Below are 20,700 nucleotides of genomic sequence, written 5' to 3' on the forward strand. Positions count from 1 at the left end.
CCTGTATTATCCTCTGCTCTTTATGTACTTCTCCCAGTTTTCAGGGCTGAAGGGCGATAGCTCTCTCAGTAGCTTTACCGTCTTTGGAAACTCCTCTATCACATAGTCTACGTCTTCTTCTGTGTTGTCCCTTCCGAAGCTAAACACGAGTGAACCGTTTGATACCTCTTTTGGTACACCTATGGCAAAAAGTACGTGGGACTGTTTGAGAGCTAAGGAAACACATGCTGAACCCGAAGCTGTCTCTATGCCCATGAGGTCCAACCTTAGTAACATGGCCTCACCTTCTATAAAGTGAACTATGAGAGACAGATGATGGGGTAGTCTCTGAGTGGGATGTCCTGTAAACTCTATGTAGTCAAGCTTTTCTTCAAGTGCCTTTCTTAGCTTGTCCCTGTAGTAAGATAGCCTCGTCATCCTGTCTTGGAGCTCCTTCATGGTGAGCTCAGCTGCAGCTCCAAAACCTACTATGCCTGGTACGTTCTCAGTACCTGCTCTAACACCTCTTTCTTGTGTACCACCTTCTATTAGAGGCCTTATCTTAACACCTTTCCTTGTCCAAAGGGCTCCTACACCCTTAGGTCCGTACATAAGGTGCGCAGTAAAGGATGCTGCATCCACACCCCAATCCTTTACGTCCACTGGGTAGTGTCCCAAGGTTGGGCATGCGTCCGTATGGAATATAACCTTAGGATTCTTTTCCTTGGCTGCCTTGACCAACTCCTTTATGTTCTGTATGGTACCTATCTCCCTGTTGGAGTGGCCTATGCTTACGAGCACTGTATCTTCTCTAACAGCTTCCCTAACCTGGTCTGGGTGTATAAGACCGTACTTGTCTGGCTTTAGGTAAGTCACCTCCCAACCTTTCCTTTCTAAGCTTTTGAGTGGATGCAGTATAGAGTGGTGCTCTATCTCTGTGCTGACTATATGCCTTCCCTTCTTCTCGTATGCTTCGGCTATACCTTTTATGGCAAGGTTGTTAGCCTCTATACCACCTGAGGTAAAAATTATCTCCTCCGGGCTGTTGGCGTTTATCAGAGTGGCTATCTTCTCCCTAGCCTCGTTTATGGCCTTCTTAGCTTCCTGACCAAAGGAGTGTAGAGAGGTAGGATTTCCAAACCTTTCCCTAAAATAGGGGAGCATAGCCTGCAAGACTTCCTCAGCCACAGGAGTTGTGGCTATATGGTCCACGTAAACTACCCTTTTGCCAGCCTTCCTGAAAAACATGTTTTTACCTCCTTGTTATGTCAGATATCAATTTTGCTATGCTTAAAAAGGCTTTTGCCACCTCGGACTCAGGGTGGCTTTCCACCACGGGTGTCCCTTTATCCGAGTCCTCGGCCACCTGTGGGTCTATGGGTATGGAACCCAAGACCTTTGTACCGTATTGGGAAGCAAACTCCATTACCTTACCTTTTCCAAATATGTAGTATTTGTTGCCACTTTCGGGGCACACAAAGTATGCCATGTTTTCTACAACACCCAGTATGGGTATCTGCACCTCTCTGAACATAGCCGTAGCCTTTCTAACGTCTGCAAGTGCCACATCTTGAGGTGTGGTAACTATGATGGCTCCATCCATCTGAACGTTCTGGGCTAAGGTCAGTTGCACATCTCCTGTTCCAGGAGGTAAGTCAAGGATCAGGTAATCCAACTCACCCCAGTTTACGTCAAAGAGAAACTGCGTTAATGCCTTCATGAGCATAGGTCCACGCCATATGACCGGTGTATCCTCAGAAGGCAGCAAAAAGCCTATAGAGAGTACCTTTAGGCCATACTTCTCCAAAGGGATTATTCTGTTGTTTTCGTCCACGTAAACCCTTTGGTTCTTAAGACCCAAGAGAGTAGGTACGCTAGGCCCGTACATGTCAGCATCAAGAAGACCCACCTTATAGCCAAGCTTTGCTAAGGCTACGGCTAGGTTTGCCGCCACTGTGGACTTACCAACACCACCTTTGCCACTACCAACGGCTATAAGGTTCCTAACACCTTCTACCTTTCTTCTTACAAACATGGGCTGGCTAAAGGCAGGTGGTTCTTCCCTGACCTCTACAAACCTTACCTTTATGTCCTTGACGTCTGGCATATCCTTTAGTGCCTGCCTTGTCTTCTCCTCCAGCTCCCTTTCTACACCCTTCTCCTTTATGCCATATACTATCTCAAGGGTAGAGCCTATAAGCTTTATGTCCTTCACGAACTGTGAAAGACCCGCATCTCTAAGAGTGTCCATTATCTCCTTTACAGCCATGAGATTCATTATAGGTATACAAGATCCTTTGAGTATGAGAATCCTCAGTAAAGGATTATAATTAAGACCTATGCAGGAACAAGTTGTAAGCTATGCCCTTGAGAAGGTAGAAAAGGCAAGACAAACACTGAGAGCCCTTTCCTCTTTAAAAACGAGCATAAAGAACAACACGCTCCTTAGAGCTGCAGAGCTATTAGACAAAAAAAGAGATTATATAAAGGAGGAGAATAGCAAAGACATAGAGTATGCCAAAAGTCTTGGCCTGTCCTCCGCACTTATAGACAGACTGCTCTTGAACGATAAACGTATAGACGGAATGATAAAGGTGCTTGAGGATGTGGCCAAGCTTCCAGATCCTGTGGGTGAAATAGTTAGGATGTGGACCCTTCCCAACGGCCTTAAAGTGGGTAGGATGAGGGTGCCCCTTGGAGTAGTATTCATAGTTTACGAAGCTAGACCAAACGTGACCATAGAAGCTGCATCCTTGTGTATGAAATCCTCCAATGCCATAATCCTCAGAGGTGGGAAAGAGGCCATAAACTCCAACAGGGCACTCGTAGAGGTTCTGAAAGAGGCTTGCAGGATGGAAGGCTTCCCAGAAGATGCTATACAGTTCATAGACAGACCCGAAAGGGAGATAGTCTGGGAAATACTCAAGATGGAAGGTAAAGTAGACGTTGCCATACCCAGAGGAGGTGAGAGCCTCATAAGGGCAGTTGCAGAAAATGCAAGAGTACCTGTCATAAAACACTACAAAGGCGTTTGCAACATATACGTGGACGATGAAGCTGATCTAAAAAAGGCCTACCATATAGTCTACAACGCAAAGGTTCAAAGACCATCCGTCTGCAACGCAGTTGAAAACCTCATAATCCACCGAAACATCCTTGAAAGCTTCTGGCCAAGGATGGCCTACATACTGGGTAAAGCAGGTGTAGAGCTAAGGTGTGACGAGGAAAGCTTAAGGATCATAAAGAACAATCCAAGGCTCTCCTTTGTAAAGGCCGTGCCAGCCACAGAAGAAGATTACTACGAGGAGTTTTTGGACCTCATACTGGCCGTTAAGGTAGTCGGCAGCCTTGAAGAAGCTATAGACTTCATAGAAAAGTACGGATCTAAACACTCGGACGCTATAATCACGGAAAACTACACTAAAGCTATGAGGTTCCTACAGGAGGTAGATTCTGCCGCTGTATACGTAAACGCATCCACACGCTTTACAGATGGCAACGAGTTTGGTCTTGGTGCCGAGATGGGTATATCTACCGACAAGATACACGCAAGGGGCCCCATGGCCTTAGAGGAATTGACCATCACCAAGTTTGTTATCTTGGGTGAAGGACAGGTAAGAGACAACGTGGGAGTACCAGAGGATCTGCTCTCTGAGGCCCTCCAAGTTTAATCTATTTTTCATTCATTCTTTTCCTATTATAATATCACAAACTTTATCCTTAATTAAGGAGGTGTGACATGAGGAAGGTGCTTGCTCTACTACTTGTAGGTTCCCTTGGTCTTGCTCTTGCCAACGAACAGCTGGCAAAGCAAAAGGGTTGCATGGCATGCCACGACCTAAAGGCCAAGAAGGTAGGACCGGCTTACGCTGATGTAGCCAAGAAGTACGCAGGAAGAAAGGATGCCGTAGACTATCTTGCCAACAAGATAAAGAAGGGTGGTTCTGGTGTTTGGGGTTCTGTACCCATGCCACCTCAGAACGTAACCGACGCCGAGGCCAAACAGCTCGCCCAGTGGATACTCTCCATAAAGTAACTTCCATATGGGGCCTTCTCAGGCCCCTGGGCTTATAATTAAAAGGGAGGAGGGTATTAGCATGCCAATATTTGTTATGCTTACCACTTTGACGGATGAAGGTATGAAAACTCTAAAGCACAGGCCCGAAAGGATAAAGGAAGTAGACCAGGAAGTCATGGAAAAGTACGGCATAAAGATCCTTGCCCAGTATGCAGTCATGGGTCCTTATGACTTTGTGAACATAATAGAAGCCCCCGACAACGACACAGTGGTCAAGATGGCCATAGAGCTAGGCTCCAGGGGAACCATAAGGACCCTAACCATGCCAGCCATAGAAGTAGACAGGCTTATAGAAGATCTTAAAAGCCTTTGAATGAAACAAGCGATAAGGCTCTTTCATGCAATAGTTACAAAGTACACAGACTTAGTATGGATGAAAAGCAGGGATGATTTAATAAGTAAGTGTATGAAAGCCCTGCGTGCTTACTCTGAAGACAAAGAGCCAGAGGATAAAAAGGGTATAGAGGATTCTTTAGAGATCCTTAGAGATTTCGTGCAGAACAACAGAGAAGCTGTACCCGTTGTTCTCTCACTCCTTAGCCTTTACGTGAAATCACCCACACCTTGTAAAAGCAGGCTTATAAGCTTTTCGGAGGTTCTGCTTGAAGATAATAGAGCATCTCAGACGGGGAGAGTTTAGCCTCTCCTTTGAGTTTTTTCCACCCAAAACTCAGGAAGGGGAAGAAGAACTCTTTCAGACTATACTGGACCTAAGACCACTCAACCCTACTTTCGTGTCCGTTACCTACGGTGCAGGGGGTAGCACTAGAGAAAGGACTAGGAGGATAGCCCAGAGGATACACACGGAGACAGACCTCACAGTCATGGTACACCTCACATGCATAGCCCATACCAAACAAGAGCTTCTGGAGATGCTAACATCCTACAAGGAAATGGGTATACAGAACGTGCTGGCCTTGAGGGGTGATGTGCCAAAGGCGGATGACTTTAAGCCACCAGAAGGTGCATGTAAACATGCCGATGAGCTCGTAAGCCTCATAAGGGAAAACTTTAAAGACTACTTCTGTGTGTGTGTGGCCTCTTACCCTGAGGGTCATCCCGAATCTCCAAACATGGAATGGGAGATTAAGTTCTTCAAGAAGAAGGTCCTAAAAGGTGCAGATTTTTCCATAACCCAGATGTTCTTTGACAACTCCTACTATTACGAGTTTGTAGAGCTCTGCAGGAAGGAAGGCATAAACATACCCATCATTCCAGGCATAATGCCCATAACTAACTTTAGGCAAATACAGAAGTTCGCAAGTATGTGTGGTGCTACCATACCCCAAAGTCTGATAGATAGGATGGAGCCCGTGGCCGAAAAGCCGGAAGAGGTGGCTAAGATAGGCATAGAGTTTGCCATACGCCAGTGTGAGGACCTGATAAGGAACAAGGCCCCTGGCCTCCACTTTTATACTCTCAACAAGTCAAAAGCTACGCTGGAAGTCTATAAGGCTATAAGTGGGTTAATACCACGTCAAAGATAGATACATTTCATACGTTACCAAACTTACCTCTCTACTGGCGGCTTGCTAGTGTCAAAAGGATCCAACCAAACCTAAAAGGTTCATCAGGCTCCTAAAACTGGTAGTAGTCGGCTCTTTTACCCGGCGAAGTAATTTAAGCACGGACGTGCTCGGGGTTATCCTACCGTGGGCTTCCATCATATGAACAGAGAACCGGCCCCCGCCGCAAGGGCAGCCTTTAAGAAGACCCTTCTGTTAAAGTAAAACTCTCTCATAAGCTGTTACTTTATTCTGTGAATGTTAAGATCCCGTTAGGGGCCTATCTGCCTTAGGAAGGCTGGTATTTCTTCCGTCCTAGTCCAGCCGCACTCCTCTAAAAGCATGTCAACGGTCTCTTCTTGCTTCCTTGTCTTTTGAGCTAGATACTTTACAAAGTCCGCCCTTCTGCCCTTGAAGGACTCTATTTCCTCCTCGGTCACCTCTGGAAACCTGGAGACTATCCTTTCTTTTACCTTCTTCCAGGCCATGCTGTTGCTGTACAGATTAAATTTTTTGTCCTTCACAGTCACGCTGACGGTTAGCTCCCTGAGGAAATCAAGCCTGGATGGGTCTATGGTGAGGATAGCCTCTGCCATGAGAGGGTCCACCGTGTAGAAGATGCCAAAGAGTTTGCCCAGTATGCGCCTCTGGGTCCTTATTATTAGATCAAGGGTATCTTGTACCTCTGGTTCAACCTTCTCGTATATGAGCTCGTAGTAGTTTAGCTCCTCCAGTTCAAGACCACCTAGGTACCTTATGAAGTTAGCAAGATCGTGGTAGTTTAGCGTCCTGTTTTCCTCCTTTATTTCTTCTACTACAGCCTTCTCAAGAGTACCGTAGTCTAGAACCACATCCGTATGTACTGGTGGGATTACGTGGTAGCTTTCTGACTCCCAACCTGCCTTCCTAAGGATCTGCTCGGCACCACCCTCGTCTATGTTGTACTTCTCCATCAGGTACCTTTTTAGACCCTCTCTGTCTTTTTTAAACCTGTCTAACTCCTCGTCAGGTATGTTTATCTCTACGTAGACAAACTTTTCCTTTCCGTCCTCCTTTATGAATATGTTCTTCCTACCTTGTATGTGTCTCTTTATAAAGGCCCAGTCTTCATCCGTCATCACGGGTTCAGGGTGCCATTCCTTTGACATCTCCTCTTCCAGTTCTAGGTAGGGGACCGTTTCGTACCATGTGGCCTTGTTGAGCTTAGACTCTATCACTTCCTCACTCTCACCTAGTTTTTTCTTTACGTACTCTACGAATTCTTTTCTCTTGAACTTGAACTTTTCTATCTCATCCATGGTGAGCTCAGGGAAGAGTATGCGAAGTTTGTACTTTATGTAGTCCCAATTTCCGAAGAGGTTTTGAGGCTCCAGGGCTTCGTATCCGTATGGATTGGTCTTCAAGAAATCAAGGTAGTAACCTAGGAAGGTCCTTACCATGGGATCTGTAGTGGCAAGGTGCTTTATGAAACCAGGGTCGTAGTACTCTATCACGTCCAAAAGTCTAGCTATGTTTACCTTTTTTACGTTGTGAAGATGGCAAAGCTGTATACTGTAGCGTTTTGGTATGTCCTTGATACGACAGTATTCGTTGAGAACATCCATCTCCTTCTTGAGTAAAGACCTAAAAAAGGCAAGCTTTTCCCTTTGGCTTAGGTTATCTTTAAACAGGAGTTTGTCTATCATGGCCCTCACCTCCTTGTGTTTTAATCTAATTCTAAGTCTCTCTGTATCCTATGATTGACTACACTTATACTACTATAAGTAAGACTGAGAGATCTTAGGTTTTTTAGGATGGTATAATCCTTTTAAAGGAGGTCTTACATGGATAGGCTGCTTCTTGAGAAGCTTACAGTCCAGAGGGAGAGTCCAGAGTACCTTCAGATAAGTATGGCAGCGGCCATGACCCTTGGCCTAGTCCCAGGACAGTTTTATAGGAACACCAAGCTCAGTTGCATAAATACGCTGCTTACCTATCCATCAGGATGCCATGCTACCTGCGCCTACTGCGGGCTACAGAAAGCCAGGGAGATGGAATACTCTAAGAAGAACTTCATAAGGGTGGAATGGCCTACAGTACACATAGACGAGATAATAGAGAGGGCCAAGAAGGTGGGACACGTGGAAAGGCTTTGCATAGCCCAGATAACCCACCCTAGGGCCATAAGGGACACAAAGGTTGTACTGGAGAAGGTTATAAGGGAGCTGGGGGATCAAATATTCGTCTCACTTCTCATAAACGCCACAGGAACCACCTACGAGGACATAGTGGACTACAAAAAACTTGGTGCGGATACGGTTACGGTAGCCATCGACTGTGCTACACCTGAAGTCTTTGAAAAGCTTAGAGGAAGGCCTATGAACAGCCCTCACAGATGGGAAACCTTCTGGAAAGTCCTAGAGTGGGCTGCTGAGGTTATGGGAGATGGTTATGTAGGCTGTCACTTGGTAGTCGGACTAGGCGAGACAGAACAGGAGATGATAGAAACCATACAGAAGGTCAGAGACCTTGGGGCTAGGACGCACCTGTTCTCCTTCTGGCCAGAGGAAGGATCTATGATGGAGAAGGAAAAGCCGTGTCCTGCACCCCAGTACAGGAGAGTACAGTTTGCAAGATATCTCATAGACAACAGGATAGCACGCTACGAGGACATGAAGTTCAACGAAAAGGGTCAGGTTATAGACTTTGGTATACCCAAGGAAACCTTTGAAGAGATCTTCTGGAGTGGAAGACCCTTCATGACCTCGGGATGTAGAGGTAAGACTACAGAGGTGGCATGCAACAGACCCTTCGGAGACAGTTCTGTGACGGACATCAAGAGCTATCCATTCAAACCCAACAGGCAGGACCTAATGAGGATAAGAAAGCAGCTCTTTGACTACGAGATGACCACCAACTATCCAGACGTACTCAACCCAAGCGTCTTTAGGTACCACTGATGGATACTGTCCTGGACCTTGGCTTTGCGGGGCTTGCTGGCTACGCCCTTGGTTATACTATCAAGAGGCTCATGCACTTCCTCTTTGTCCTCTTCGGCCTTTATGTACTCTCCCTCCTATGGCTTGAGAGTAAAGGTATTATCACAGTAGAATGGAAGAACCTCCTTCACGTATTTGGGGGGATGTTCAGCGGGTTTAACTCTTTCACCCAGTCCATCCTAAAAAAGCTGGCCTTCTCGGGAACCTTTGCTATGGGCTTTTTCCTTGGATTCAAGAGCTGATCTCCTTTTAAAGGCAAAGGATCTATGGGATAGATGCCTCTTCTACGAGGCACACGAGCTTTTGGAGGACCTGTGGTGCACCTTTCCTAAGGAGGACAAGTTTACTAGAAATTGTCTCCAGGGACTCATAAGGTTGGCCATAGCCTACAACCATTATCTAAATCAAAGGAAGGATAGCGCTCTTAGAGTCTTACGGATGGTTAAAGACCAGATAGATCATTGTGGTTATTGCTTAGGTGTTGACTTCCCATACATACTCAAACAGGTGGAATACTCTATAGAAAGGTTGGAGAGGGATCTTCCGCTGGAGACTTTTCCAGAACTTAAACTATCACATCCACACCAAGCTCCTTGATACTGTCTATGAGCCTTTTACTTACCCTTACTTTGTATATGGGGTTTGCCTGCATGAGTACGTAGCTTCCGTTTAGCCTTATTTCAAGTAGTACATCCACGCCATCCTCATGCGAATGCTCTGCAATTATCTCCCTGAGGCGCATTAGGTTCTCTTTCGGTATAGGTTTTCTAAAGATGAGCTTGAGAGGATAATCCTCACGCTTTATGAATTCATCTACTGTGTAAACTTCCTTGGCTACAAGGGTTACCTCTTCTGATTCTTCGTCAAAGTCTACAGAGCACTTTAGGACCACGATGTTATCCTCTTTTAACTTCTCCTGATTCTCTCCGTACACATCTGGATAAGCTATGACCTGACTCATACCCGTTTTGTCCATAAGGGTAAAGATGGCCATGTAGTCTCCCTTCAAGGTCCTTTTTTCTTTTAGATCTATGATAACTCCTGCTACTGTAACATTACCGTCCGTGAGGTCATCTACTAGCTCCAAGGGCGTTACTTTACCTTGAAGTAGTTTTTCATAACCATCTAATGGGTGTTTAGAGATGTAGAAGCCTATGACCTCTTTCTCGTACTTGAATATCTGCTCCTGGTCATCCTGGACCTTTACAGACTTTGTATCAAAGAGCCCCTTCATGGGTAATACAGTCCCTTTGGAGGAACCCGATAGCTTTTCAAGTAGGGCTGTCCTAGACTCTCCTGTAAAATCAAAGGCACCAGCCTTTACAAGAGCCTCAAGAACTCTTTTGTTCACCTTCCTAGAATCTACACTCCTTATGAAGTCTCCAATACTTGTCCATGGCCTTTTTCTTGCCTTCACTATGCTTTCAGCCGCCTCCTGACCTACACCCTTTATACGTGCAAGCCCAAACCTTATGGAGTTGTCATCCTCTATTCTGAAGTCTACATAACTTTTGTTTATGTCCGGTGGTAGTATTCTTATACCAAAGGTCCTAGCATCTTTAAGGAGATTTAAAAACTTCTTGTCGTTCTTTTCCATGGATAGCTTTACGCAGAAGAACTCTTCAGGAAAGTGAGCCTTCATGTAAGCAGTAAAATAGGATATGTAACCGTAGGCTACTGAGTGAGACTTGTTGAAAGAGTAGCTGGCAAACTTCTCTATGTCCTCCCAGAGCTTTACTATCTTATCCTCAGGATAACCCCTCTCTACAGCGCCCTTTATAAACTTACCTCTCATCTCTTGCATGAGGTCAGCTTTCTTCTTACCTATGGCCTTCCTTAGGGTGTCTGCCTCGCCTGGAGTGAAACCTGCCAGTATCTGGGACATCTTCATGACCTGCTCCTGGTAGACTATAATTCCGTAGGTTTCCTTAAGCACGGGTTCAAGCTCAGGAAACATGTAATCTATGGGTTCCTTTCCATGCTTTCTGTTTATGTAGCTGTCCATAAGTCCGCTTTTTAGAGGCCCTGGTCTGTATAGGGCAAGCACGGCCACTATGTCATCAAAGTTGTCAGGCTCTAACCTTCTTAGAAGATTCTTCATGCCCGAGCTTTCAAGCTGGAAAACTCCTGTGGTATTTCCTTCCTTTAGAAGCTGATAAACTTTTGGATCATCTAAGGGCAGCTTTAGGTAATCTATAGATACGTTCTTCCTTTCTTGGACCAGATCGCGCATGAGCTTTAACTCTGTAAGGGTCTTTAAGCCCAAAAAGTCCATCTTTACAAGGCCTATCTCCTCCAGCTTGACCATATCAAACTGTGTAGCTAAGGCTCCATCTCTATCGTAGTAGAGCGGCAAGAGTTCTTCTAGGGGTACCGGAGATATGACCACGCCTGCAGCGTGAAGGGATGTGTGCCTTGTAAGACCCTCAAGCTTTAGAGCTATCTGCACGAGGGTGTCTATCTGTTTGTTCTCCTTGCATAGCTTTCTGAACTTTTCTACTGCATCCACTATATCTGTTCTATGTTGTCCGTACTTCTTCAGAAGCTCCTCTATAGGGGTTGAGTACATCTCCTCTAAGGACAGCCACGTTCCTTGTACATCCCCTTGTGGTATGAGTTTGGCAAGTTTGTCTGCGTCCGAGTAAGGTAGACCTAAAGCCCTGGCTGTATCCCTTAGTGTTTGCTTAGCTTTCATCACGTTGTAGGTGATTATTTGAGCTACGTTTTCTTTTCCATACTTTTCCCTGACGTAGTCTATTACCTTGTCCCTGTTTTCCATGCAGAAGTCTACGTCTATGTCAGGCATGGATATCCTCTCTGGGTTTAGGAATCTTTCAAAGAGGAGTCCATGCTTTATGGGGTCTACGTCTGTTATACCAAGAGCAAAGGCAAGCAAGGAACCGGCGGCGGAACCTCTGCCAGGGCCTACGGGTATCCCGTTACTCTTTGCCCAGTTTATAAAGTCCTGAACTATAAGGAAGTATCCAGCAAAGCCCATACTGCTTACCACAGAAAGCTCGTACTCAAGTCTGTCCCAGTACTCTTTGGTATTCTTGGCCAAGCCTTGCTCTATCCTCTGTCTTAGTCCTTTGTATGCCAAGTCTTTTAGAAACTCCTCCATGCTTTTGTCCTTTGTGTCTACCTTGGGCAGGAGGTATCCTCTGTTTTCCAAGAGGGTAAAGGTATCCTGGACTTTCTGGGCTACTTCAAGGGTATTCATAAGTGCCTTTTCCCAACCATCAAACTTACCTTTGAATCTTTCCCATACCTCCTGAGGGCTTGCGAAATGAAGACCGTCTACGGTACACTTGAGGCCAGACTGCTGAATTTCCATAAGCGTTTTCTTCATCTGTATGGCCATAAGGACCTGGTGAGCTACTTTGTCCTCTGGGTTAAGATAATGAGAGTCTACAGTAGCCACGAGTTTAACATCCAGTTTCTTAGCAAGTTGTATCAATGTTCTGTTAGCTCTCTCCTGCTCTGGAAGGGAGTTTTCCTGAAGCTCTAGATAAAGGTCATCACCAAACAGGTCCTTAAACTTCTTTACCCACTCCTCTGCCTTTTTCTCTTCACCTATGCTGGCGTAATAGGTGGGTACACCCTTTAGACATGCGGTTATGGCTATGAGTCCTTCGCAATACTTCTCAAGAAGCTCGTAGTCTATGCGCGGCTTGTAATAAAAACCTTCCTTGTAAGCAAGTGTGGAAAGTTTAAAAAGGTTCTTTAGGCCCGTATCGTCCTTAGCTATGAGTATCAGATGATGGTTTAATCTGTCCGTTATGTTATCTTCAGAGGCCTTGCCCTTTCTGTCAAAGCGTGACCCTGTTGTAAAGTAGGCTTCCATGCCTATCAGAGGCTTTATACCCACCTCTTTCATACTCTTGTAAAAGTCAAGTATCCCGAAGAGGTTTCCGTGGTCAGTTATGGCTACAGCCTTGTAACCAAACTCTACAGCCTTCTTTTGAAGGTCTTTTACCTTGATAGCTCCATCGAGTAGGGAGTACTGGGTGTGCAGGTGAAGATGTACAAAGTCACCCATAGATGGTTATTTTATCAGAGATTGTTTACCTTCAGTTTGACATTCTAACTTTCTACAGTTTTATTCTTTTCCCGTAATCTCCTTCAAAAATACCTAAAAAATGTTTCTATTAGAGGTATGTATGTAGTTTTTTACTCCCTATCCCTTAGGTAAACAAAAAGCAATCCATTTTTTCACTATTTTGCATACCCCTTTGTGGTCTCTGTCCTGAGTAAAGCATGCTTCTTATCTTTGTCATGCTTATGTGAATCCTATACCTTTCTGAGTGTCCACATTTTTTCTGTAGCCATGCTTTCACACTTTCTACAAAAAACACCTCACTTTACAGCAGGAGATCTTTTTCTTCACGCGATAAAAAGCGTTTCATGTAAGACCCATTACAGAGAGTCCTACCCTTCGTAAGCCATGGCTAGAACCTCTATTGGATGCACCGGTCTTTTACCTGTTCCCAGCATTATCTGGTTGCTGGCCAAGGGACAATCTGATACAAACAGATCAGCACCGGAGGAGTTAAGCTCTTCAAAGAGCTTAGAGCCTACCTTGTAAGCCATGTCAAAGGTTCCCTTTCTCACTCCGAAGGTACCATCATGTCCGGAACACCTTTCTATAAGCTTTACCCTTGTGTTAGGAATAAGGCGCATGAGGGCAGCAGCTCTGTAACCCACGTTCAAAGACTTAAGATGGCATGGAATGTGGTAGGCTATGGTGCCCATAGACTTCTTGAAGTTTGTGTTAAACCTCCCTTGCTGATGGAGTTTCCAAAGGTACTCGTGAACGTCGTAAATCTTTTCTGAGACGGCTTTAACGTCTGGGTCATCTGGCAGTAAGAGAGGATACTCGTACTTTATCTGAAGGGCGCATGTAGGAACTGGTACCACTATGTCATAACCAGCCTCTACGAACTTTTTGAGAGACTTCACATTGTACTTCGCCTTCTCAATGGCCGAGTCTATGTCTCCTATATCAAAGAAAGGTATGCCGCAGCACTGCTGCTCTGGAAGGTCTACCCATATGTCGTTCATCTCAAACACTTTAAGGAGTGCCTTGCCTTTCTCAGGATAATTGTAGTTAAAAAGGCACGTGTAGAAGAGTGCCACCTTTCCATTCTGACCTTTGACTGGCTTCTTGTTCTCCCTGAAGATCTCTACAAAGCTTTTTGAGTTCATGGGTGGAAGTATAGCTCTCCTGTCAACACCCATAAAGTTCTCAAGGACTACTCTAAAGGTGGGAGTGTTGTTGAGTTTGTTTACTATGGGTGCGAAAGGTTTAGAAAGTTTACCCACAAGGTCTGTATTTAGCATAATCTTGTCTGTTATCTTTGCTCCCTTGGTTTTGAACTTCCACACTTTGTACCTCAGAGATAGATGTGGGAAATCTATCCTCCACTCATGGGGAGGAGTGTAGGGACACTTAAAGTAGCACTGCTTGCAGTGGAAACAAAGTTCTAAAGGCTTGGCCAACTCTTCCTTGGAGAGTTTGTTTACATCATCGTCATGACGATCTACAGCCTCAAAGAGAGCTGGGAAAGATGGACAGTATGTCACGCACATCCTGCAGTCTTTGCACTTAGAGTATACCCTTTTGGCCTCTTCCCAAATAGCCTCTTCGTTAAGGAAGTTTGGGTCCTTGATGTTAAACTCAAAGTCCTTAACACCACCGATGGCAAACTCTGACATTTCCACAACCTCCTTTTATATAGCATCTATTATATGCAAATTATTTTCAAAAAACAAGGGGTATCTCTACCAAAACCTCTTCTTTAAAACCTCTCTGTCTAATGCTATTTACAGTTTTGGTAGCTCCTTTTCACAGATACTTCACATGCTAAATTTTATTCCATGCGTATCATACTTTTTTCAGGAAAGGGTGGCGTAGGAAAGACTACCATATCGGCGGCTACTGCCTACAAGCTCTCCGAGTTGGGCTATAGGACCATAGTAGTTTCCTTAGATCCAGCACACAGCCTAGGGGATGCCTTTGATATACCAGAGGATGAGAAGATAAAGGCCAAAGGCCTTCCCATAAGGATAAAGGATAACCTCTACATACAGGAGATAGACATACAGGAGGAGATAGACAGATACTGGGGTGATGTTTACAGGTTCTTGGAAATCCTCTTTAACACCAGCGGTCTTGGTGAGCTTCTTTCAGAAGAACTCGCCATACTCCCAGGCATGGAGGAAGTCACAAGCCTGCTCTATGTGAACAAGTACTATAGGGAGAAGGAGTTTGATGCCTTGGTGCTTGACCTTCCGCCCACGGGAGAGTCTCTAAGGTTTGTATCCATGCCCACAGTTTTAAAGTGGTACATGAAGAAGATATTCAACGTGGAGAGGACCATATTCAAAGTAGCCCGTCCAGTGGCAAGAAGGCTCACAGACGTACCACTACCAGACGACGAGTACTTTAAGGCCATAGAGAACTTCTACGAGAAGCTAAAGGGTGTGGACGAGCTTATAATAGACCCCGAAATAACTTCTGTCAGGCTCGTGCTTAACCCAGAGAAGATGGTGATCAAGGAAACCCAGAGAGCTTACCTGTACTTTAACCTCTTTGGTGTGAACGTGGATGCCATAGTGGTCAACAAGGTATTACCTCCTGAATTGGAGCCTTGCGAGTACGCAAGCAGGTGGGTTTTAACCCAGAAAAAATACCTTGAGACCATCCACAGCTACTTTGCCCCAACCCCCATATTTGAAGTACCCATGCTCGAGGATGAGGTAGTAGGAGAAGAGAAGTTAAAGGTTCTCTCCACACTCATATACAAAGATCAGGACCCGATAAAAGTCCTCTACAAGGAAAGACCTTATGAGTTCATACAGCAGGATGGCAAGTATGTTATAAAGCTGCATGCACCCTTTATAACCAAAGAGGGACTATCCCTTATAAAGGGAGAAGGCGAGATAGTGGTACGCTGGAGGAACTTCAAAAGCCACATACTCCTGCCTAGGAAGTTAAGAAACTACGAACCAAAGGGAGCAAGGATAGAAGACAAGTACCTCTACATAACTCTAGAGTAGGTATAATGTTCACATGGCCATAGATAAAGAGAAGATAAAGCAAGCTATAAGACTTTTCCTTGAAGGTATAGGAGAGGATCCAGATAGAGAGGGCCTCAAAGAAACACCTGACAGGATAGCCCGTATGTGGGAAGAATTTGACCGTCAGAGGGAGTTCAACTTTAAGCTCTTTGAAGAGTTTGGAGACTACAACGAGATGGTTATCGTTAAGGACATAAGGTTTTACAGCTTATGCGAGCACCACCTCCTTCCCTTCTTCGGTAAGGTTCACATAGCATACATACCTGACAAGGTAGTGTGTGGACTTTCTAAGTTGGTGAGAACCGTCAAAGCCTTTTCGCTAAGGCCCCAGGTACAAGAGAGACTCACTCAGCAGATAGCGGACTTTTTACAGGAGCAGTTAAACCCAAAGGGTGTGGCTGTAGTAATAGAGGCTGAGCACCTTTGCATGTCCATGAGGGGCGTCATGACTCCAGGGCACATAACTGTAACCTCAGCCCTCAGAGGTATATTCTTAAAGGATCTAAGAACAAGGGAGGAATTCTTAAAACTTATCGGAAAGCAAGGTTTATGAAGATTGGACTAATAGCAGGTTGGGGTGAGCTTCCCTCCGTCTTTAGGAAGAAGGCTTCTGAGAAGGGACACGAAGTTTTTACTATAGGCGTCAGGGGTATAACAGACTCTTACTGTGACGAAAAGATCTCTCTGGGGAAGGTGGGAAGGCTCGTCCAGATCTTCCAGAAGAAAGGCATAAACAAGCTAGTAATGCTTGGAAAGTTTGAACACAAGCTAATATTCTCCCACTTTATATTCATGGATGATCTAGCCAGGGAGATTTTGAGAAACTCCAAGGACAGAAGGCCGGAGAGCCTCATAAGGGCCTTCATGGATAAGCTTGAAAGCCTAGGTTTTGAGTTCATAGACCCAAAGCCTTTTTTGGAGGACATACTAGCCCAACAGGGTCCTATGACGGATCTTTTACCGTCAGAAGAAGCTATGCAGGATGGTCTTTTTGGTTTTAGCATAGCCAAACAGATTGCAGAGCTTGACATAGGACAGACCATAGTGGTAAAGAACAAGAGCGTAGTAAGTGTTGAAGCCATGGAAGGTACACAAGAAACCATCCTGAGAGCTGGTAAGCTTGCAGGACCAGGGTGTAGGGTTGTAAAGGTTGCTAGAAAGAACCAAGACTTTAGGATAGACGTACCTACAGTGGGACCAGACACCCTTGAAGCCATCAAAAAGATTAGAGGTGATGCGCTCTTCTTAGAGAGTGGGAAAGTCTACATAGTAAATAAGGAACGGTTCTTGATGCTTGCCAAGAGGTACTCCATAGCCGTCTATGGCCTTTGAAGAAAAGTGCTTATCACCTCTTCATAGCTCCCTTCTTTTACCAACATACCATCCTCTAAGAGTAGTACCACATCACAGTCTTTTAGAGTGGTCAACCTGTGGGCTACCATTAGAATGGTTCTGTCTTTAAAGTAAGAGTACAGGTTTTCCATGAGCTTCTTCTCCGTGTTCACATCTAAGGAAGAGGTGGCCTCGTCCAGCAGTACTATCTCAGGGTCCTTTAAGAATATCCGTGCCATTGCCAGTCTTTGCCTTTCACCCCCTGAAAGGTTCTTACCCCCTTCTTTGATATGATGATCAAGGGGAAGGTTAAGGAGAGAAAGTTCCAAGGCTTTCTTTAGCTCCTCTTGAGTTGCGTCTGGCTTCGCTATAAGAAGGTTATCTCTTACAGTACCTTCAAATATAAAGGGTTCCTGTGTTAAAAAGCCTATCCTTCTAAAAAAGGTATCCCTTCTAAAGTCTCTTAGCTCTACAGAGTCGTAGAGTATGCTTCCTTTGTACTCTACAAGACCTGCCAATGCTCTAAGGAGGGTGCTTTTACCAGAACCCGTATGTCCCACTATACCTACCCTCTGCCCTTTCTTCACGTGAAAGCTAACATCTTTAAGTACCTGTCCTACGCTTAAAGAGCTCACCCTGATACCTTCAGATAGTCCCTTAAACTCCACATGACCATCTTCCTCCTTAGGGAGGTTTAGAAGCTGTTTTATCCTGTCTATAACAGGAAGATGGGCCCTTATTTCCATGATACCTTTTTGGGTCTCCATAAGGGGCAACTGGAGCATGACCAAGGCGGTTATGTAAGAAATGAACTCACCAGTGGTAAGAGATCCTTCAACTATCCTGTGGCCACCGTACAGAAGTACTAAAGCAACCACAGCGTAGCCTAGCATGTAGTCAAACACTGAGTTTAGAGTAGTGTAAAATACCTTCTTCATAGCCCTAGTGTAGGCATTCAAGCTTATCTCCTTTAGCCATCCTAGGAACTTTTCTTCTGCTGAGAAGACTTTCACGTTTTCGTATCCATGGAAGGCGTCGTATATCTTTTGTGTGAGGTCTTCAAGGTCTTCCTGCAGTCTCTTGGTGTACTTTGCCTTTTTCTTACCAAAATACTGTATGGCCAGTGCAAGGACGGGAAGCACAGCCAGCAGAGTCAGGGTAAGAAGGTAATCCCTATACAGGAGCACTCCCACCAAGAAGATAGCAGTTAGAGGATCTCTAAAAAGCCTTGGAACATGATCCCTAAGGATAGTCTTGTAGAGCTCAAGGTCGGAGAGGATACGAGCTGTTAAATCGGCAGATCTCATACCCATCAAAAAAGACCTGCCCGAGTAAAGAACCTTATAGTAGAGAGTTTCTCTTAGCTTGAGTACATCCTTTTCTGCGTACATGTTGGTAAAATAAGAGACCAAAAAGTTACCCACTTGGCTAAGTAGTGCCAGGAAGAGTATGAGTACCACGCTCTGGGTTAGCTTAGTCATATCCCTGTTTAGAAATCCTTTGTCCACAAGATCCTTCATAAGAAGACTGACACCCGATGTTCCAAGAGACTCAAAAAGAGAACCGAGGAGGGAAAGGGCTATAAGGAGTTTGTATAGTCTTAGTCTACTTACCAGCCATATTAGATGTTGCATCAATCGAGCCTGTAGCCAAAGCTTTTGACGAGATCCGGCCTCTTTTTCCAGTCTGGTTTTACCCTTACAAAAAGCTCAAGGTAAACCTTCCTACCCGTTATAAGTTCTAACTCCTCCCTCGCCATCTTGCCGATGGACTTGATCATCTGGCCTTTTGATCCTATGAGTATGGGTTTATAGTTTTCTCTATCTACTATTATGTCTGCCTTTATCACCAAGACGTTGGGGTCGTGTGTACCATCGGAGATCTCGTTGACAACTACAGCAACACCTTGAGGAATCTCTTGATGGACCTTTAGGAGTACCTTCTCCCTTATGATTTCTGCCACCAATAGCCGGAAGGGGAGGTCTGTTATCATATCTTCGGGGAATAGGGGCTCACCTTCTGGCAGGTACTGGAGTATAGTGTCTATCAGTCTGTCCAAGTTATACCCTTTTAGGGCGCTTATGGGTATTATCTCCTTTATCTCAGGATGCTTTTGGTGTATCTCCTCGGCGAGGGGCAAGAGTTCTTTTACCGGCCCCACCTGGTCTACCTTGTTTATAAGCAGGAATACGGGCTTTTTATCGGCATAGGGTTTTATGTACTTTTGGTAGACCATCTCATCGTCGTTCATCCATCCATCCTGGGCGTCTATCATAAACAGAATAACGTCTGCATCCTGTATGGATGCTTGAGCAGTTTCTACCATAGCTTCACCTAGAGCATCCTTTGGCCTGTATATACCCGGAGTGTCTAGGAAGATTATCTGGGCTGTACCCGGTATGTTCTTTGCACCGAGGACTCTTATGCGCGTAGTTCCTGCCTTGGGTGTAACTATGGAGACCTTCCTCCCTAGTATGTTATTAAGAAGCGTAGACTTTCCTACGTTTGGTTTTCCTACTATGGCCACATAACCTACCTTCATGTTAGGTACCTCATTACATGCATCATGTCCTTGTCGCCTCTCCCAGAGAGGTTTAGAATGACTATACCACCCTTACCTATCTCCTTTGCCAGCTCTACGACCTTTGGTATAGCATGAGCTGGCTCCAATGCTGGTATTATACCCTCCAACCTGGACAAAAGCTTAAAACCTTCTAGAGCTTCTTGATCTGTTGCGTAACAGTACTGGGCCCTTCCTGTGGAGAAGAGGTAAGCATGCTCAGGACCTACACCTGGATAGTCTAAGCCTGCAGATATGGAGTGTGTGGGAAGTATCTGTCCTTCTTCATCCTGGAGAAAGTAAGACTTCATGCCATGCAGTATGCCCACGGAACCACCATTTATGGATGCTGCGTGCTTTCCGCTCTCAAGACCAAGCCCTCCGGCTTCCACACCTACGAGTCTGACCTCCTTGTCCTCTACAAAGGGGTAGAAGATACCCATAGCATTAGAACCACCACCCACGCAGGCAACTACTGCGTCTGGAAGCCTACCCTCTAGTTGAAGTATTTGTTCCTTTGCCTCTATGCCTATTACGCTTTGAAAATCCCTCACTATTGTTGGAAAGGGATGGGGACCTACTACAGAACCTATTATGTAATGGGTTGTCTCCACGTTGGTAACCCAATCCCTCAACGCTTCGTTTATTGCGTCTTTAAGGGTTCTGCTGCCACTCTTGACCACCCTTACCTCTGCACCTAAAAGTTTCATTCTAAAGACGTTAAGCTCTTGCCTTTTTGCGTCTTCTTCACCCATGTAGACTACACACTCAAGACCAAAGAGGGCGCACGCTGTAGCTGTAGCAACGCCATGCTGCCCAGCACCTGTTTCAGCTATGACCCTTCTCTTGTTGAGTTTCTTAGTTAGAAGAGCCTGACCTATGGTGTTGTTTATCTTGTGAGCACCCGTATGCAGTAAATCTTCCCTCTTTATGTATATCTTAGCTCCACCCACATACTTGCTTAGGTTTTCAGCGTAGTAAAGAGGAGTAGGTCTACCCGCGTAGTTTTCAAGGTAATACCTAAACTCCTTCCAAAAAGTCTCATCATGCTTTATACGCTCGTAGTTTTCTTCGAGTTCCTCAAGGGCATACATCAAAGTTTCTGGTACAAACCTTCCACCGAACTCTCCAAAGTATCCCTTCTTGTGACTCATCAAGACAATTATAAAGCTTACTGAAGAGCTTTAA

19 protein-coding genes are annotated in these 20,700 nt (G+C 45.1%); 11 read left to right on the forward strand and 8 right to left on the reverse strand.

The window, feature by feature from the left end:
• Positions 1-6: 6 nt before the first annotated feature.
• Both B5444_RS00700 and B5444_RS00705 read right to left on the reverse strand, forming a co-directional pair.
• Positions 7-1,227, reverse strand: a complete 1,221-nt coding sequence (locus B5444_RS00700; RefSeq protein WP_079653344.1) for a cysteine desulfurase family protein — start codon at positions 1,225-1,227, stop codon at positions 7-9.
• Between the two features lie 4 nt (positions 1,228-1,231).
• Positions 1,232-2,248 (reverse strand): Mrp/NBP35 family ATP-binding protein, encoded by a 1,017-nt coding sequence (locus tag B5444_RS00705; protein ID WP_079654621.1) that lies wholly within the window; start codon positions 2,246-2,248, stop codon positions 1,232-1,234.
• 70 nt (positions 2,249-2,318) lie between these two features.
• Here B5444_RS00705 and B5444_RS00710 point away from each other — a divergent pair, with 70 nt between their 5' ends.
• The 5 genes from B5444_RS00710 to metF all read left to right on the forward strand — a co-directional run bounded on the left by B5444_RS00710 (position 2,319) and on the right by metF (position 5,544).
• Entirely contained in the window at positions 2,319-3,650 is a 1,332-nt protein-coding gene (locus tag B5444_RS00710; RefSeq protein WP_079653345.1) for a glutamate-5-semialdehyde dehydrogenase, read from the forward strand.
• A 68-nt stretch (positions 3,651-3,718) separates the two neighbouring features.
• Positions 3,719-4,015, forward strand: coding sequence for a c-type cytochrome (locus tag B5444_RS00715; RefSeq protein ID WP_079653346.1), 297 nt, complete (start codon positions 3,719-3,721; stop codon positions 4,013-4,015).
• Between the two features lie 61 nt (positions 4,016-4,076).
• A complete protein-coding gene (locus B5444_RS00720) occupies positions 4,077-4,370 on the forward strand; it encodes a GYD domain-containing protein (protein WP_079653347.1) in 294 nt (97 codons plus the stop codon).
• Positions 4,371-4,697 (forward strand): hypothetical protein, encoded by a 327-nt coding sequence (locus tag B5444_RS00725; RefSeq protein ID WP_079653348.1) that lies wholly within the window; start codon positions 4,371-4,373, stop codon positions 4,695-4,697. It begins immediately after the preceding gene.
• Positions 4,660-5,544, forward strand: a complete 885-nt coding sequence (metF, locus tag B5444_RS00730) for a methylenetetrahydrofolate reductase [NAD(P)H] (RefSeq protein ID WP_079653349.1) — start codon at positions 4,660-4,662, stop codon at positions 5,542-5,544. The genes B5444_RS00725 and metF overlap by 38 nt, the downstream gene beginning before the upstream one ends.
• 290 nt (positions 5,545-5,834) lie before the next feature.
• Here the strand turns inward: metF and B5444_RS00735 are convergent, their stop codons facing one another.
• The gene (locus B5444_RS00735) at positions 5,835-7,247 is read right to left on the reverse strand and encodes a hypothetical protein (RefSeq protein WP_079653350.1); all 1,413 of its coding nucleotides are present in this window, start codon (positions 7,245-7,247) and stop codon (positions 5,835-5,837) included.
• Between the two features lie 138 nt (positions 7,248-7,385).
• On the opposite strand from B5444_RS00735, the gene B5444_RS00740 reads away from it, so the two are divergent.
• The 3 genes from B5444_RS00740 to B5444_RS00750 are packed head-to-tail and all read left to right on the forward strand — an operon-like array spanning position 7,386 to position 9,137.
• Positions 7,386-8,501: a radical SAM protein gene (locus B5444_RS00740; RefSeq protein ID WP_079653351.1), complete on the forward strand. Its 1,116-nt coding sequence runs from the start codon at positions 7,386-7,388 to the stop codon at positions 8,499-8,501.
• Positions 8,501-8,782, forward strand: a complete 282-nt coding sequence (locus B5444_RS00745; protein WP_079653352.1) for an FUN14 domain-containing protein — start codon at positions 8,501-8,503, stop codon at positions 8,780-8,782. Before B5444_RS00740 ends, B5444_RS00745 begins: the two co-directional genes overlap by 1 nt.
• A complete protein-coding gene (locus B5444_RS00750; protein WP_079653353.1) occupies positions 8,766-9,137 on the forward strand; it encodes a DUF309 domain-containing protein in 372 nt (123 codons plus the stop codon). Before B5444_RS00745 ends, B5444_RS00750 begins: the two co-directional genes overlap by 17 nt.
• Here B5444_RS00750 and dnaE read toward each other — a convergent pair.
• Together dnaE and B5444_RS00760 are read right to left on the reverse strand one after the other, a co-directional pair.
• Positions 9,106-12,579, reverse strand: coding sequence for a DNA polymerase III subunit alpha (gene dnaE, locus B5444_RS00755; RefSeq protein WP_079653354.1), 3,474 nt, complete (start codon positions 12,577-12,579; stop codon positions 9,106-9,108). The two genes, B5444_RS00750 and dnaE, sit on opposite strands and share 32 nt — an antisense overlap.
• A 389-nt stretch (positions 12,580-12,968) precedes the next feature.
• On the reverse strand, positions 12,969-14,255 hold the full coding sequence (locus tag B5444_RS00760; protein ID WP_079653355.1) for a heterodisulfide reductase-related iron-sulfur binding cluster: 1,287 nt from the start codon (positions 14,253-14,255) through the stop codon (positions 12,969-12,971).
• 162 nt (positions 14,256-14,417) lie between these two features.
• On the opposite strand from B5444_RS00760, the gene B5444_RS00765 reads away from it, so the two are divergent.
• Genes B5444_RS00765 through B5444_RS00775 form a run of 3 tightly spaced genes read left to right on the forward strand, consistent with a single transcriptional unit; the run spans position 14,418 to position 16,952 of the window.
• The gene (locus B5444_RS00765; RefSeq protein WP_079653356.1) at positions 14,418-15,599 is read left to right on the forward strand and encodes a TRC40/GET3/ArsA family transport-energizing ATPase; all 1,182 of its coding nucleotides are present in this window, start codon (positions 14,418-14,420) and stop codon (positions 15,597-15,599) included.
• A gap of 13 nt (positions 15,600-15,612) precedes the next feature.
• Positions 15,613-16,173, forward strand: a complete 561-nt coding sequence (folE, locus tag B5444_RS00770) for a GTP cyclohydrolase I FolE (RefSeq protein ID WP_079653357.1) — start codon at positions 15,613-15,615, stop codon at positions 16,171-16,173.
• The gene (locus tag B5444_RS00775; RefSeq protein ID WP_079653358.1) at positions 16,170-16,952 is read left to right on the forward strand and encodes an LpxI family protein; all 783 of its coding nucleotides are present in this window, start codon (positions 16,170-16,172) and stop codon (positions 16,950-16,952) included. Before folE ends, B5444_RS00775 begins: the two co-directional genes overlap by 4 nt.
• Here the strand turns inward: B5444_RS00775 and B5444_RS00780 are convergent.
• Genes B5444_RS00780 through trpB form a run of 3 tightly spaced genes read right to left on the reverse strand, consistent with a single transcriptional unit; the run spans position 16,940 to position 20,666 of the window.
• Positions 16,940-18,586: an ABC transporter ATP-binding protein gene (locus tag B5444_RS00780; protein ID WP_079653359.1), complete on the reverse strand. Its 1,647-nt coding sequence runs from the start codon at positions 18,584-18,586 to the stop codon at positions 16,940-16,942. The genes B5444_RS00775 and B5444_RS00780 overlap by 13 nt on opposite strands.
• Positions 18,586-19,494: a GTPase Era gene (gene era / locus B5444_RS00785; RefSeq protein WP_079653360.1), complete on the reverse strand. Its 909-nt coding sequence runs from the start codon at positions 19,492-19,494 to the stop codon at positions 18,586-18,588. The genes B5444_RS00780 and era overlap by 1 nt, the downstream gene beginning before the upstream one ends.
• Positions 19,491-20,666, reverse strand: coding sequence for a tryptophan synthase subunit beta (gene trpB, locus B5444_RS00790; RefSeq protein WP_079653361.1), 1,176 nt, complete (start codon positions 20,664-20,666; stop codon positions 19,491-19,493). Before trpB ends, era begins: the two co-directional genes overlap by 4 nt.
• Positions 20,667-20,700 lie beyond the last annotated feature (34 nt).

The sequence above is a fragment of the Thermocrinis minervae genome (genome assembly GCF_900142435.1).
Lineage (GTDB): Bacteria > Aquificota > Aquificia > Aquificales > Aquificaceae > Thermocrinis_A > Thermocrinis_A minervae.